The sequence below is a fragment of the Microbacterium sp. Z12_35 genome, assembly GCF_058310475.1.
The window spans coordinates 1,121,784-1,135,529 of the sequence record NZ_JBZEGJ010000001.1; the positions used below are offsets into that span (position 1 = coordinate 1,121,784).

Sequence of the window (13,746 nt, forward strand, 5' to 3'; positions counted from 1 at the left end):
GGTGGCCGCGCGTCAGCCGAACTTGGGCAGTTCGGGCGTGGCGGAACCGGAGGGGATCACGCGGTAGGTCTTCAAGACCTGGGTCATCGCCTTCTGGAACGCCGGAGCGTTGGCCGCAGACGACTTTACCGTCGCCGGCTCGTCGAGCGTCACCGCGACGACGAACTGCGGGTCGTCGGCGGGGGCGAAGCCGATCATCGTCGTGTAGTACGCGCCGGCCTTGTACCCGCCGTTGACGAGGTCGGGTTTCTCACCCGTGCCGGTCTTGACCGCGAGACGGTAACCCGGGATCGCGATCTGCTTGGCGAGGGTTCCCTGGGTCGCGACGTTCTCCAGCATCAGCGACACCTCGTCGGCCGTCTTCTCGCTGACGACCCGTTGGCCCGTCGTATCAGGGGCATCCTTGACCGTTCCATCGGCCTGGACGCAGCCCTCGACGAGCGACAGCGGCTGACGGACCCCGCCGTTCGCGAGGGTCTGGTACGCGTTCACGAGCTGCGGGACGGTCGTGGTGAGCCCCTGTCCGAAGTTCGTGTTGTAGAACGTCTGGTTGTCCCACTGATCCACCGTGCGCAGCACGCCGGGAAGCTCACCGTTGAAGTCGATGGCACTGTCGACGCCGAGGCCGAACTTCTGAAGGTACTCGTAGCGCGTCTGCGCGCTGACGGTGTCACCGAACTTCGAGATGCCGACGTTGGAGGAGTCGATGAGCACACCGGTGAGCGTGTAGGTGTTGACCGGGTGGACGAAGGGGTCGCGAACGGTCGCGCCGTTGGGGAAACTCTCCTTGGATGCGGCGGTCACCGTCGACGACGGAGTCGCGCCACCGGCGTCGATCGCTATGGCCGCGGTGAGGGCCTTGAACGTCGAGCCGGGTTCGAACGAGTTCGTGAAGATGCGACTGCCGCGGTCCGGCTCGGCGGAACCATTCACGTTGTTGGGGTCGACCGTCGGGTACTCCGCCATCGAGCGCACCTTGCCGGTGGCGACTTCGACGACGGTGATGGTTCCGGACTGGGCGCCGGTGTTCTGCACCTGCTCTGCAATGAGCTGCTGCAGGTACCACTGCAGGTCACGGTTGACCGTCAGTTGCAGCGTCCCGCCGTCCACCGCGGGCTCTTCGACAGCGGTGCCCGGGATGGTGACGCCGTCTTTCCCGCGCTGGAACCGCAGGACGCCGTCGGTGGCGGTCAGGCAGTCGTCCTCGGCCTGCTCGAGTCCGGCCAGTGGCTTGCCGTCGGTTCCGACGAAGCCCACGAGGTTCCCGGCGACCGCCCCATCGGGGTACATGCGGGAAGGGTGCTGGTCGAAATAGAGGAAGGGGATCTCCAGGTCGGCCAGCCGCCGGTATTGCTCCGTCGACAGGCTTCTCTTGAGCAGGGCGTACTGCGAGTCCGGGTCCACCGCCTTCGCGTCCGTGACGATCTTCTGCACTTCTTCGGCCGTCTGGCCGGTGATCGATCCGATCTCCGCAGCGAGTTCCGGCCACCCCACCTCGACGCGCTCGCCGCCCGCTCCTTCGCGGCGGATGCCGTTGACGTGGGACGGATCCAGCTGCGCGTCGTAGAGAAGGATGCTGCCGGCCAGCGTCGCGCCGGCCTCGTCGACGATCGAGCCGCGTGTGCCGTAGAGCTTGCGCTCCGCGGCGAAGCCCAGCGAGAGGGAGTCGGCGATGTGCTCGCGCGCATTGACGACCTGGATGTCGACGAGACGCACGACGAAGCCCACCAGCACGGCGAGGACGACCGCCAAGGCGACCACCGTCCGTCGGCGCGGGCTTCTCGTGCTGCGGGTCGTCATGGGGCTATCGTGTCGCGGGAGTCGGCAGGCCGTCGGTGATCGGCGGGGGTGTCGCCGAACCCGGCTCCTCCGCGGCAGCGCCCGCGGCAGCGGTCTCCTCGGGCACGAGCGGCACGCCCTGGATGGTTGCACCCGGCGCGGTGATCAGCGGAGTGTCGGCGATGAGCGCGTTCTGCACGGCGCCGCGGTTGATCGCATCGACGGCCGACGTGTCCGCGGCGGCCTGGCCGGCACCGATGACGGTGCCGTCGCTCAGCCGGAGGTAGGAGGGCGATTCGTTGATGACCATTCCCAGTGCTGCGGCGTTGGCGGCGAGGTACTGCGGGGAGTTGAGCCCCGCCACATCGTCGGCGAGGATCTGCTTCTCGTAGGTGAGGTCGCGCTGCTGCTGGGAGAGGGCGGCCATCTCGTACGTCCCCTGGGTCGTCAGAATCGACAAACCCATCTGAGCGAGCGCGATGGTGACGGCACCGGCTACGGCGATGACCCCATACGCCAGCTTCGGGCGACGGCGGCGGACGGGCTCTTCGACGACGTGCAGCCGGCGCGACGGCGGCGTCGCCGTCGTCGGGCGGCGCAGCGGAAGGGCGTGCGCGAGATCGGTCATGCCGCCTCCCGGATTCGTTCGGCGGCGCGCAGGCGCACCGGGGTGGCGCGCGGGTTGCGGGCGCGTTCGTCATCGCCGGCGAGTTCGGCGCCCTTGACGAGAAGACGGAAGCGCGGCGCGTGCTCGGGCAGCTCGACGGGAAGACCCGCCGGCGCCGTCGAGGCAGTGGCCTCGGCGAGCACACGCTTGACGAAGCGGTCCTCCAGCGACTGATAGGAGAGCACCACGATGCGCCCGCCCACCGAAAGGAGGTCGAGGGCGGCCGGCAGAGCACGGTCGAGCGCCGCCAGCTCGCCGTTGACCTCGATGCGCAGGGCTTGGAAGACCCGCTTGGCGGGGTGGCCGGCGTTCTGCAGAGCGGCGGGGGTGGCTGCCGAGAGGATCTCCACGAGGCGCCCCGACCGGACGATCGGCTCCTCGGCGCGCGCAGCGATGATCGCCCTCGCGTACCGGCCGGCGAGCTTCTCCTCGCCGTACCGCTCGAAGATGCGGCGGAGGTCGCCCTCGCCGTAGGTGGCCAGGATGTCGGCGGCGGTCGTCCCGGTGCTCTGGTCCATACGCATGTCCAGCGGAGCATCCTTGGCGTACGCGAATCCGCGGTCGGCGACATCCAGCTGGAGCGACGAGACACCCAGGTCGAAGAGGATGCCGTCCACGCGGCTCACCCCGGCTGAGGCCACGGCGTCCGCGATGCCGTCGTAGATCGTGTGGACCAGGGTCACACGGTCGCCGAACGTCGCCAGGCGCTCCCCCGCGATACGCAGCGCGTCGGTGTCACGATCGAGCCCGACCAGCCGCAGCTCCGGGAAGCGGGTGAGGAACGCCTCGGAGTGCCCACCCATGCCGAGCGTCGCGTCGACGAAGACCGCGCCGGGCCGAACGAGGGCCGGCGCGAGCAACTCGATGCAGCGCTCGAGGAGGACCGGGGTGTGGATGTCGCGGGAGTCCATGATGCAGGGGCCTCGGCCCCCGGCTCTGATCCCCATCCGTCGACCTGGCGCCGGGGAAGTGCGTCAGGGCGAGCGGCTGGGAATCACAACCGGAGGTCAGAACAAGCCCGGGATCACCTCCTGCTCCATCTCGGCGTAGGTCTCTTCGTTGCTCTCGGCGTAGGCGTTCCACGCGTCGGCGTTCCAGATCTCGGCGTGCGCGCCCACGCCCGTGACGATGAGGTCGCGCTCCAATCCCGCGTACGTGCGCAGCGCGGGCGGGATGGTGATGCGGTTCTGGCTGTCGGGCTTTTCCGCACTGGCGCCCGACAGGAACATGCGGAGGAAATCGCGGGCCTGCTTGTTGTTCAGCGGCGCTTCGCGGATGCGCTCGTGCACTCTTTCGAACTCCGTCGTGCTGAAGACGTAGAGGCAGCGCTCCTGTCCGCGCGTGACCACGATTCCCGCGCCGAGGTCGTCGCGGAATTTCGCCGGGAGGATGACACGGCCTTTGTCGTCGAGCTTGGGAGTGTGCGTGCCGAGCAGCATCTGTGCACCCCTCCCATCCCCGTCCTGCGCAGTAGCTCCACTTTACTCCACTCCGCTCCACTTCACCATGACATTCCGCACGATTGCGCCTCTCCCGGGATCCGATCGCCGTCAGGACACAAAAAAAGCACCGACTCCGCAGAGTCGGTGCTTGTGTGGTCCGGGCGTTTCGCCCGGTCAGATTGTGGTCAGCGGCCTTCCTGGCGCCGATCCCAGCGCTCATTCATGCGGTCCATGAACGATCCGGCACCGCGTTGGGGTGACCGGGGGCGGGAAGTGGAGGGAACGGTGGGTGCGGCACCGCGCAAGGGAGTCACGGCGAGGATCACGCCTCCGAGCATGACGGCGAAGCCGACGACGCCCAGGATGATGCCGAGGGTGTTCATCCCGACCGTCACGCCGAAGATGAGGCCGCCCAGACCCACCAGGACGAGGATCGTGCCGTACACGATGTTGCGGTAACTCAGGGCACGCACCGGGGCGGTCACGACGTCAGCGTCATTACGCATGAGATGGCGTTCCATCTCGTCCAGCAGGCGCTGCTCCTGTTCGGAGAGTGGCATGGAACCCCCTCGGTGCTTCTCGGCGACGATTCTACGCGCGCGGTCAGTTACTAGGCTAGGCCCGTGGCGCCCTCCCCGGATCCCATCGAGGCTGTTTCTCAGCGACTGGACACGTTCCTCACCGATCGGACGCGCGAAGCAACCGAGTGGGGCGATGAGGCTGCCCTGCTCGCCGGTGCCGCCGCAGACTCGATGCAGGGTGGCAAGCGATTGCGCGCCCGCTTCTGCCTCACCGGCTGGCGTGCCGTCGCCTTTCCTTCCGAGTCCGCTCCCGCAGCGCCGGAAGCCGTCGGCGCAGCAGCGGCGCTGGAGATCTTCCACGCTGCCGCGCTCGTGCATGACGACCTCATCGACAATTCCGACACCCGTCGCGGCCGCCCCTCCGCGCACCGCCGACTGGAGGCCGGCCATATCGCCCGGGGATGGCACGGCGACGCCGCCGCGTTCGGTCGCTCCGGCGCCGTCCTGCTCGGCGACCTCCTCGTCGCGTGGAGTGACGACCTGCTGGAGGACACGATCGCGTCGATCGCGGCCGACCGTGCCGCCGCGACACGCCGGGCCTACGCACAGATGCGCCGCGACGTCACGGTCGGACAGTTCCTGGACGTCGCCGAGGAATCCGCGTTCTCGACGCAACCCGATTCCACCCACGCTGAGCGGGCGCTCCGGGTGGCCTCGCTGAAGTCGGCGCGATACAGCATCCAGCAGCCTTTGCTCATCGGAGCGGCTCTGGCCGGTGCAGACCCCGCGCAGGATGCTGCACTGTCCGCCTTCGGTCACCCCGTGGGGATGGCGTTCCAGCTGCGGGACGACGTCCTCGGCGTGTTCGGCGACGCCTCCGTCACGGGCAAGCCGTCCGGCGACGACCTACGGGAGGGCAAGCGCACCGTTCTCGTGGCATATGCGCGGGAGGCGCTTCCGGTCGGGGCACGGCGCGTGTTCGACGAGCTGATCGGCGACCCCACCCTGGACGAGGCGCAGATCGGGTCGCTTCAGCGGACGATCAGCGAAACGGGTGCCCTGCAGCGCACGGAAGACCTGATCACGGCCTATGCGCGCGAGGCCGACCGCGCGCTGTCGGGCGCACGTCTGGACAATGCCGCCGTCGCGGAGTTGCGCGAACTCGCGCGGGCCGCCACGACGCGCTCGTCCTGACCCACCCGCTCGTCAGCCGAGGGTCTGGGCGACCCGCCGCACTTCCGCCTTGCGCCCGGCGCGCAGGGCCTCCAGCGGGGCGACGCCGATGGACTCGTCGGGTGCCAGCAGCCAGTCGATGGCCTCGTCATCGGTGAAGCCCGCGTCGTGCAGGACGATGATCGTGCCGCGCAGCGAGGAAAGCGGGGCACCATCCACGATGAAGGCGGCGGGCACCTTCAGCGGGCCTTCCCGACGCGATCCGACGAGATGCTGCTCGTCGAGCAGGCGCCGCACGCGGCCGAGGGGTTCACCCAGTGCCTCGACGAGTTCGGGGAGGGTCAGCCAGGTGGTTTCGAGGGGAGAGCCGGTCACCTTTTCACTATCTCACTCCGGACGCTCGTCCTCGCTGCGGGAGATCGTCTGGGGTAGCCCCCACCGCGGGATTTCAGCCCCATCTGTCACACATTCCCCATTGGTCACAGTGGTTGACACCTGTAACACATCCGTGACAGCGTGACGGCAACCCGAGAAACGGAGCATCCCCCATGCGACATTCCGTGAACACCCCTCGCGCCCGTTCGCTCACTGCCAGCCTGCCGTGGGCGTTGGCCGGCTCGATCGCGCTGGCCCTCACCGCTGAGTCCGCACACGCGGTGCCGCAGCGCGGTACGGGCGGCATCGCGCCCCCCGAAGCGTCCCCCGAAGCGCGGCCGGCGGCCACACCTCCGGCCGGGAAGGCGCCCGCGCGTTCCGGCTCTCCGCTCGCGTTGTCCGCCCCGGCCGATTACGTCGTGCAGGCCGGTGACACCGTCAGCAGCATCGCGGCACGCCATGGGCTGCGCACGATCGACCTCCTCACCGCCAACGGCCTGGGCTGGTCGTCGATCATCTACCCCGGACAGGTGCTCCGCCTGGCTGCCGCTCCGGCACCTGCCGCCGCTCCGGCACCCGCCGCCGCTCCGGCACCCGCCGCAGCTCCGACGCCCGCGCCCGTGCCGGCGCCCGCTCCGGCCGCCGCGTCGCACACCGTGCAGGCCGGCGACACCGTCAGCGCCATCGCCCGCGCGCGCGGCGTGAGCGTGCAAGCGGTGCTGGATGCGAACGGACTGACGCGCGGGTCGATCATCTACCCCGGACAGACGCTGGCCGTGCCCGCGCCGGCCCTCGCGGCAACCCCGGCCGCCGCATCCACCCCCGCCCCGACGGCCGAAGGGCTGGATGCCGAACAGACCGCCAACGCGCAGCTCATCATCCGCGTCGGACGCGAGCTCGGCGTGCCCGAACGCGGCATCGCCATCGCCCTGGGCACCGCGATGCAGGAGTCCTGGCTGCGGAACCTCGACTGGGGTGACCGGGATTCGCTCGGGCTGTTCCAGCAGCGGCCGAGCAGCGGCTGGGGAACGGCCGCGGAGGCGCTCGATCCCGTCCGGTCCACACGCGCCTTCTTCGGCGGCGCCGGAGACCCCAACGGCCCCCACACCCGGGGACTCCTCGACATCCCGGGCTGGGAGTCGATGGCCTACGCCGATGCGGCGCAGGCTGTGCAGATCTCCGCATTCCCCGATCGGTATGCGCAGTGGGAGCAACCCGCGACGACATGGCTCGCGGTCCTCGGCTGAGGCGAACTCCGCGCCTCGTGCACGCCGAGACCTCGGAGACCGGTCGTTCGGCGAGCCGGCCGCCTTCTCCCGGCGTGGACGTGCGCAGGGAACGACTGTGTAACGGGGTGAGGCGCTCCCGAGGCTCGCAGGGCCGCCTCCGTAGACTCTCCCCGTGAGCACGAGTCAGGCCGACCCGCTGATCGGACGTCTCGTCGACGGCCGCTACCGGGTTCGCGCGCGCATCGCGCGGGGCGGCATGGCGACCGTATATGTGGCGACCGATCTGCGCCTGGAGCGCCGGATCGCGCTGAAGGTCATGCACGGGCACCTCAGCGACGACGCGGTCTTCCAGAGCCGGTTCATCCAGGAGGCCCGCTCCGCGGCGCGTCTGGCCGACCCGCATGTGGTCAATGTGTTCGATCAGGGCCAGGACGGCGACATGGCGTACCTCGTCATGGAGTACCTGCCCGGCATCACACTGCGCGAACTGTTGCGGGAGCACCGCCGCCTCACCGTGCCGCAGACGATCACGATCATGGATGCGGTGCTCTCGGGCCTCGCCGCGGCGCACCGGGCGGGGATCGTCCATCGGGACGTGAAACCCGAGAACGTCCTGCTGGCCGAGGACGGTCGCATCAAGATCGGTGACTTCGGCCTGGCACGCGCGACGACCGCCAACACCGCATCCGGTCAGATGCTCATGGGCACGATCGCGTACCTCGCGCCCGAGCTCGTGACCCGCGGCACGGCCGACGCCCGCAGCGACATCTATTCGCTCGGCATTATGCTCTACGAGATGCTCACCGGCGAGCAGCCCTACAAGGGCGAGCAGCCGATGCAGATCGCCTTCCAGCACGCGACGGACTCCGTGCCCCGGCCGAGCGTGAAGAACCCCGGCGTCCCCGAGCAGCTGGACGAGCTCGTCCTGTGGGCCACCGAGAAGGTGCCCGACGATCGTCCGCTCGACGCCGGCGTGATGCTCGCCCGCCTCCGCGAGATCGAGCGCGACCTCGGAGTGGCCCCGCAGGTGGCCCGCGCGGTCGCGGTCGGCACGACCGGCACCGACGACGCCGTCGACTCCGGCGAGCTCACGAAGGTCCTCCCGCCCAGCATGGTCACCGCGCCGACCCCCGTGGCGGAGTCCGACAACGGGGCGCGCCTGCGCGCCCGTACCAAGCGGCGGGCCGTCAAGGGGGCGTGGCTGCTCACCCTCGTGCTCCTCCTCGCCGCGCTGGCCGGCGGCGCGGGGTGGTGGTTCGGCTCCGGCCCAGGATCGCTCGTCGCCGTCCCGGATGTCTCGGGTGGCGCCTTCGCCGACGCACAGGCGCGGCTGCTCGAAGACACGCTCGTCGCCGTGGAAGAGGGTGTCTACGACCTCGACATCCCTGCCGGCACGGTCGTGGGCACCGACCCTGCTGCCGGGGCTCGCGTGGACCGCGACACGAGTGTCACTGTGCGGGTCTCGCTCGGCCCGCGCCCGCAGCCGGTGGAGCCCCTCGCGGGGATGCCGGCAGACCAGGCCCGCGGCATCCTCACCGGCATCAATCTCATCGTCTCCGATCCCGACCAGCTCGAGTTCACCGACGCGGAGGCCGGCACGGTCCTCGGCGCGACCCTCACCCCGCGTGCGGGTGAGCCTGCGGACTGCTCACAGGGGTGCGAGGCGCACGAGGGCGACACCGTGTCGCTGCTGGTTTCGCGCGGACCTGTTCCGGACGTCTCCGGCGACAGCGTCGATCGTGCCACCCAGCGGCTGAACGACGTCGGTCTCGAGGTTTCCGGCGACCGGCGTCAAGAGTCGAGCGACTCCATCGATGTGGGCGACGTCATCGGCATCGCGGGGCGCGACGGCGGCGGCAACTGGCGCCCGGGCGAGACCGTCACGCTCGTCGTGTCGACCGGTCCCCCACTGTTCGAAGTGCCGAACGTCGTGGGCATGACGCGGGACGAGGCCAAGCGCACGCTCTCGGGCGCCGGCTTCACGTGGGAGTACCTCCCCACCTGGGACCTGTTCCCGGACGGCACGACGCAGGTGGAGTCTCAGGACCCGAAGGCCGGGGCCAAGGTCGTCAAGGGCACGCGCATCTCCTTGCGGCTGAACGTCACGGGCTGACTCCGCCGCCCTCACCGCGAGAAGCCACCTCCGCCCTCACCGCGAGAAGCCACCTCCGCCAGCGTGGAGTCTCGCGGACCCAGCGGGCCCGGAGTCTCCGCGGGTCAGAGCTTTTCGAGCTCTTCGGCCACCAGGAAGGCGAGCTCGAGGCTCTGCATGTGGTTCAGGCGCGGATCGCACAGGCTCTCGTAGCGGGTCGCGAGGGTGGCCTCGTCGATCATCTCCGAGCCGCCCAGGCACTCGGTCACATCATCCCCGGTGAGTTCCACGTGGATCCCGCCGGGGAACGTCCCGACCGCACGGTGCGCCTCGAAGAACCCGCGCACCTCGTCGACCACGTCATCGAACCGGCGGGTCTTGTACCCGGTCGGCGTCGTGATGCCGTTGCCGTGCATCGGGTCGGTGACCCACAGCGGCGTCGCGCCGGACTCCTTCACGGCCTGAAGCAGCGGTGGGAGCGCGTCGCGGATCTTCCCGGCCCCCATGCGCGTGATGAACGTCAAGCGGCCGGGCTCGCGCTCCGGGTCGAGCTTGTCGATCAGGGCGAGCGCGGTCTCGGGAGTCGTGCTCGGTCCGAGCTTGACGCCGATGGGGTTGCGGATGCGGGAGAAGTAATCGACGTGCGCGCCGTCCAGGTCGCGCGTGCGTTCCCCGACCCACACGAAATGCGCCGAGGTGTTGTACGGCGTACCTGTGCGGGAGTCGATGCGGGTCATCGGACGCTCGTAGTCCATCAGAAGACCCTCATGACCGGTGTAGAACTCCACCCGACGCAACTCGTCGAAGTCGGCGCCGGCCGCCTCCATGAACTTGATCGCGCGGTCGATCTCCGACGCCAGGCGCTCGTACCGCTGATTGGCCGGGTTCGAGGCGAAGCCCCGGTTCCAGCTGTGCACCTCCCGCAGGTCCGCGAATCCGCCCTGGGTGAAGGCGCGGACCAGGTTCAGGGTCGATGCGGCGGTGTGGTAGCCCTTGAGAAGCCGCGCCGGATCGGCCTTGCGCGACTCCTCGGTGAAGTCGTATCCGTTCACGATGTCTCCGCGGTACGCCGGGAGCGTCACATCTCCCCGCGTCTCGGTGTCACTCGAGCGCGGCTTGGCGAACTGGCCGGCCATCCGCCCCATCTTCACGACGGGCATCGATGCGCCGTAGGTCAGCACGACGGCCATCTGCAGAAGCGTCTTGACCCGGTTGCGGATCTGGTCCGCGGTCGCACCAGCGAATGTCTCGGCGCAGTCGCCGCCCTGGAGCAGGAACGCCTGGCCCGATGCGGCACGGGCGAGGCGCTCACGCAGGAGATCCACCTCACCGGCGAAGACCAGCGGGGGCAGGGTCGCGATCTCGGCGGATGCTGCCGCCACCGCGTCGGCGTCATACCACTGGGGCTGCTGCTTGATGGGCAGAGTCCGCCAATGATCGAGGCCGTCGAGGTGCTGAAGCATCCTCGAAGTCTATCGGCGGCGCGTGGGGGCGTTCGCGCCGGGGGCCGGGATGCGGTCCTTCACCGTGGACGCGTACACGTCTTCATACTCCTGCTCGCCGAGCCTCTGAAGGGCGACGGTGATCTCGTCGGTCACGGAGCGCAGGATGTACCGGTCGCCCTCCATCCCGGCGAACCGGGAGAAATCCAGCGGCTCTCCGATGACGATGCCCACCCGTCCCACGCGCGGTATCCGCTTGCCGATCGGCTGGATCGTGTCGGTGTCGACCATGACGACCGGGATCACCGGGACGCGGGCCTCCAGCGCCATGCGCGCGATCCCGGTGCGCCCGCGATACAGCTTGCCGTCGGGGCTGCGGGTGCCCTCGGGGTAGATACCGAGGAGCTCACCACGCGCGAGGACGCGCAGACCGGTGTTCAGGGATGCTTCGGAGGCCTTGCCGCCCGTGCGATCGATCGGTATCTGACCCGTGGCCTTGAGGAACCCACGCGTCGCCCAGCCTTTGATGCCTCGGCCGGTGAAGTAGTCGCTCTTGGCGAGGAAGGCCATGCGCCGGTCGATCATCAGCGGGAGGAAGACCGAGTCGGCGAAAGACAAATGGTTGCTCGCCAGGATCGCCGCGCCCTCGGTGGGGATGTTACGGCGGCCGACGATCCAGGGCCGGAAGATCGCCTTCAGAAGCGGGCCGATCACGACGTACTTCATCAGCCAGTAGAACATCTCAGCCGTCCCTGCCCGCGAGGTCGGCGACTCCGATGGCGCCCGCGTCGTTGCCCACTTGCGCCCCCACGAAGCCCCTGCCGGCGACGTGACGGCGGTCGCGCCGCGCCGGGGCTATTCCGAAGGCGGCATGAACGATCGCCGCGACGTCGACGAGGGTCTCCGCGCGGAGTTTCTCCACGAATCGGTCCGCGCCATCCCCCGCTCCACCGGCGATCTCGGTCCCGCGGATGTCGATCTCGACGTTGAGCACGCGTCCCCTCCCGGCCGACGAAACCCGACGGCGGCGCCTGAAAGTCTAGTCACGCGGGAACGACAACGATCAGCGGGCGCGTCCAGATACAGTGGACCCATCCGAACCATGTTCTTCCCGGTACCGAAGGAGCTGCCGTGACCCAATTCGAAGTACCGCCGATCGTGCCTGCTGATCCGTCCGCCAACATCGCGGATCTCCTCGCCGATCGAGTGGCCGAAACACCCGAACGAGCCATCTTCGCGGTGCCCGACGGACCCGGGTGGCGGGATATCACCGCCGCCGAGTTCGAGGGGCAGGTGATCGCGCTGGCCAAGGGATTCGCCGCCGCGGGCATCCAGCCGGGCGACAAGGTCGGGTTCCTCGCCCGCACGACGTACGACTGGACGCTCGTGGATTTCGCCTTGTTCTACGCCGGGGCCGTGATGGTTCCCGTGTACGAGACGAGCTCGCCCGCGCAGATCCAGTGGGTCCTGTCGGATTCGGGCGCCACCGCGGTCATCGTGGAGTCCACCGACCACTCGGCACGCCTGGATGAGGTTCGCGCCGACCTGCCGCTCGTTCGGCACGTCTGGGGAATGCACCTCGGCGACCTCGACAAGCTCGTGAGCGCCGGCGCGTCCGTCGAGGACGCGGAGATCCAGCGCCGTCGCCACCTGGCGAACGGGAGCGACATCGCGACGCTCATCTACACCTCCGGCTCCACCGGCCGGCCGAAGGGGTGCGTGCTGACGCACAGCAACTTCGTCGAGCTGTCCCGCAACTCCGCGAAGGCGCTGCATGAAGTCGTGGGAGCGCCCGGCGCGTCGACTCTGCTGTTCATCACCACCGCGCACGTGTTCGCCCGGTTCATCTCGATCCTGTCGGTCCACGCGGGAGTGAAGGTCGGGCATCAGCCCGACACCAAGCAGCTCCTCCCCGCGCTCGGCTCGTTCAAACCGACGTTCCTCCTCGCCGTCCCGCGGGTTTTCGAGAAGGTGTACAACTCCGCCGAGCAGAAGGCCGAGGCCGGAGGCCGTGGCAAGATCTTCCGGGCCGCCGCCCAGGCGGCCATCGAGCACTCGAAGCTCCTGCAGGACGGCAAGAAGGTTCCGCTGGGTCTGAAGGTGAAGTTCCGCGTCTTCGACCGCCTCGTCTACTCCAAGCTCCGGGCCGCGATGGGCGGACGCGTGCAGTACGCCGTGTCGGGCTCGGCCCCCCTGGGTGAGCGGCTGGGTCATTTCTTCCACAGCCTGGGCGTGGTGATCCTCGAGGGCTACGGTCTCACCGAGACGACCGCCCCCGCCACGGTGAACCTCGCGACGAAGTCGAAGATCGGCTCCGTGGGCCCGGCCCTCCCCGGGGTGGGCGTCCGTCTCGCCGACGATGGCGAGATCGAGGTGCGCGGCATCAACGTCTTCAAGGAGTACTGGCGCAACCCCGAGGCCACCGCCGAAGCGTTCGACGGCGACTGGTTCAAGACCGGCGACGTCGGCGCGTTCGACGCGGAGGGATTCCTCACGATCACGGGCCGGAAGAAGGAGATCATCGTCACCGCCGGCGGGAAGAACGTCGCGCCCGCGGCGCTGGAGGACCCCATCCGCGCGAACCCGATCATCGGGCAGGTCGTGGTGATCGGAGATCAGAAGCCGTTCATCTCGGCGCTCATCACGCTCGACTCGGAGATGCTTCCGACCTGGCTCGCGAACAACGGGCTGTCGGCCGACATGACGCTCGCGGACGCTGCTCAGCACGAAGCCGTGCACGCCGAAGTACAGCGCGCCATCGACGGGGCGAACGTGCTCGTGTCGCGGGCGGAGTCGATCCGCAAGTTCACGATCCTGTCGAGCGAATGGACCGAGGCCAGCGGCCACCTGACCCCGAAGCTCAGCATCAAGCGGAACGTGATCATGGCCGACTTCGCCGACGAGGTCGAGGAGATCTACCTCTCGCCCGTCAACACGACGAACGTCTCGCTCCCCTGACGCGCCCCTTCCGCCGAGAAACGACATTCGGGTTGAGAAACGCCGCATCGCGGCGTTTCTCGCCCGAC

The 13,746-nt window shown here is 69.1% G+C and carries 13 protein-coding genes; 4 read left to right on the forward strand and 9 right to left on the reverse strand.

The window, feature by feature from the left end; all coding sequences use genetic code 11:
• Positions 1 to 12: 12 nt before the first annotated feature.
• The 5 genes from AC4FS1_RS05600 to AC4FS1_RS05620 form a co-directional block, all read right to left on the reverse strand.
• Positions 13 to 1,800: a peptidoglycan D,D-transpeptidase FtsI family protein gene (locus AC4FS1_RS05600; RefSeq protein WP_491153267.1), complete on the reverse strand. Its 1,788-nt coding sequence runs from the start codon at positions 1,798 to 1,800 to the stop codon at positions 13 to 15.
• Positions 1,801 to 1,804: 4 nt separating this feature from the next.
• The gene (gene ftsL, locus AC4FS1_RS05605; RefSeq protein ID WP_491153268.1) at positions 1,805 to 2,407 is read right to left on the reverse strand and encodes a cell division protein FtsL; all 603 of its coding nucleotides are present in this window, start codon (positions 2,405 to 2,407) and stop codon (positions 1,805 to 1,807) included.
• A complete protein-coding gene (gene rsmH / locus AC4FS1_RS05610; protein ID WP_491153269.1) occupies positions 2,404 to 3,357 on the reverse strand; it encodes a 16S rRNA (cytosine(1402)-N(4))-methyltransferase RsmH in 954 nt (317 codons plus the stop codon). Before rsmH ends, ftsL begins: the two co-directional genes overlap by 4 nt.
• 96 nt (positions 3,358 to 3,453) lie before the next feature.
• Entirely contained in the window at positions 3,454 to 3,885 is a 432-nt protein-coding gene (gene mraZ / locus AC4FS1_RS05615; RefSeq protein WP_491153270.1) for a division/cell wall cluster transcriptional repressor MraZ, read from the reverse strand.
• A gap of 188 nt (positions 3,886 to 4,073) precedes the next feature.
• Entirely contained in the window at positions 4,074 to 4,448 is a 375-nt protein-coding gene (locus tag AC4FS1_RS05620) for an SCO2097 family morphological protein (protein WP_491153271.1), read from the reverse strand.
• Between the two features lie 63 nt (positions 4,449 to 4,511).
• Here AC4FS1_RS05620 and AC4FS1_RS05625 point away from each other — a divergent pair, with 63 nt between their 5' ends.
• Entirely contained in the window at positions 4,512 to 5,603 is a 1,092-nt protein-coding gene (locus AC4FS1_RS05625) for a polyprenyl synthetase family protein (RefSeq protein ID WP_491153272.1), read from the forward strand.
• A gap of 12 nt (positions 5,604 to 5,615) precedes the next feature.
• On the opposite strand, the gene AC4FS1_RS05630 is transcribed toward AC4FS1_RS05625, so the two are convergent.
• Positions 5,616 to 5,957 (reverse strand): Rv2175c family DNA-binding protein, encoded by a 342-nt coding sequence (locus tag AC4FS1_RS05630; RefSeq protein WP_491153273.1) that lies wholly within the window; start codon positions 5,955 to 5,957, stop codon positions 5,616 to 5,618.
• Between the two features lie 173 nt (positions 5,958 to 6,130).
• Here AC4FS1_RS05630 and AC4FS1_RS05635 point away from each other — a divergent pair, with 173 nt between their 5' ends.
• The gene (locus tag AC4FS1_RS05635; RefSeq protein WP_491153274.1) at positions 6,131 to 7,204 is read left to right on the forward strand and encodes a LysM peptidoglycan-binding domain-containing protein; all 1,074 of its coding nucleotides are present in this window, start codon (positions 6,131 to 6,133) and stop codon (positions 7,202 to 7,204) included.
• 154 nt (positions 7,205 to 7,358) lie between these two features.
• Positions 7,359 to 9,299: a Stk1 family PASTA domain-containing Ser/Thr kinase gene (gene pknB, locus AC4FS1_RS05640; protein WP_491153275.1), complete on the forward strand. Its 1,941-nt coding sequence runs from the start codon at positions 7,359 to 7,361 to the stop codon at positions 9,297 to 9,299.
• 104 nt (positions 9,300 to 9,403) lie between these two features.
• Here the strand turns inward: pknB and AC4FS1_RS05645 are convergent, their stop codons facing one another.
• From AC4FS1_RS05645 to AC4FS1_RS05655, 3 genes are read right to left on the reverse strand one after another with little or no spacing between them, the layout of a single operon-like run.
• Positions 9,404 to 10,741, reverse strand: coding sequence for a class II 3-deoxy-7-phosphoheptulonate synthase (locus AC4FS1_RS05645; protein WP_491153276.1), 1,338 nt, complete (start codon positions 10,739 to 10,741; stop codon positions 9,404 to 9,406).
• 9 nt (positions 10,742 to 10,750) lie between these two features.
• Positions 10,751 to 11,461 carry a lysophospholipid acyltransferase family protein gene (locus AC4FS1_RS05650; RefSeq protein WP_491153277.1) on the reverse strand — a complete coding sequence of 237 codons (711 nt, stop codon included), beginning with the start codon at positions 11,459 to 11,461 and terminating at the stop codon, positions 10,751 to 10,753.
• Between the two features lies 1 nt (position 11,462).
• Positions 11,463 to 11,714, reverse strand: coding sequence for a hypothetical protein (locus AC4FS1_RS05655; protein ID WP_491153278.1), 252 nt, complete (start codon positions 11,712 to 11,714; stop codon positions 11,463 to 11,465).
• Positions 11,715 to 11,851: 137 nt separating this feature from the next.
• On the opposite strand from AC4FS1_RS05655, the gene AC4FS1_RS05660 reads away from it, so the two are divergent.
• Entirely contained in the window at positions 11,852 to 13,678 is a 1,827-nt protein-coding gene (locus AC4FS1_RS05660) for an AMP-dependent synthetase/ligase (protein ID WP_491153279.1), read from the forward strand.
• Positions 13,679 to 13,746 lie beyond the last annotated feature (68 nt).

Coding starts and splice junctions, on each gene's coding strand:
- AC4FS1_RS05600 (WP_491153267.1), bottom strand. CDS start 1,800: ATGACGACCCGCAGCACGAGAAGCCCGCGCCGACGGACGGTGGTCGCC.
- ftsL (WP_491153268.1), bottom strand. CDS start 2,407: ATGACCGATCTCGCGCACGCCCTTCCGCTGCGCCGCCCGACGACGGCG.
- rsmH (WP_491153269.1), bottom strand. CDS start 3,357: ATGGACTCCCGCGACATCCACACCCCGGTCCTCCTCGAGCGCTGCATC.
- mraZ (WP_491153270.1), bottom strand. CDS start 3,885: ATGCTGCTCGGCACGCACACTCCCAAGCTCGACGACAAAGGCCGTGTC.
- AC4FS1_RS05620 (WP_491153271.1), bottom strand. CDS start 4,448: ATGCCACTCTCCGAACAGGAGCAGCGCCTGCTGGACGAGATGGAACGC.
- AC4FS1_RS05635 (WP_491153274.1), top strand. CDS start 6,131: ATGCGACATTCCGTGAACACCCCTCGCGCCCGTTCGCTCACTGCCAGC.
- AC4FS1_RS05645 (WP_491153276.1), bottom strand. CDS start 10,741: ATGCTTCAGCACCTCGACGGCCTCGATCATTGGCGGACTCTGCCCATC.
- AC4FS1_RS05650 (WP_491153277.1), bottom strand. CDS start 11,461: ATGTTCTACTGGCTGATGAAGTACGTCGTGATCGGCCCGCTTCTGAAG.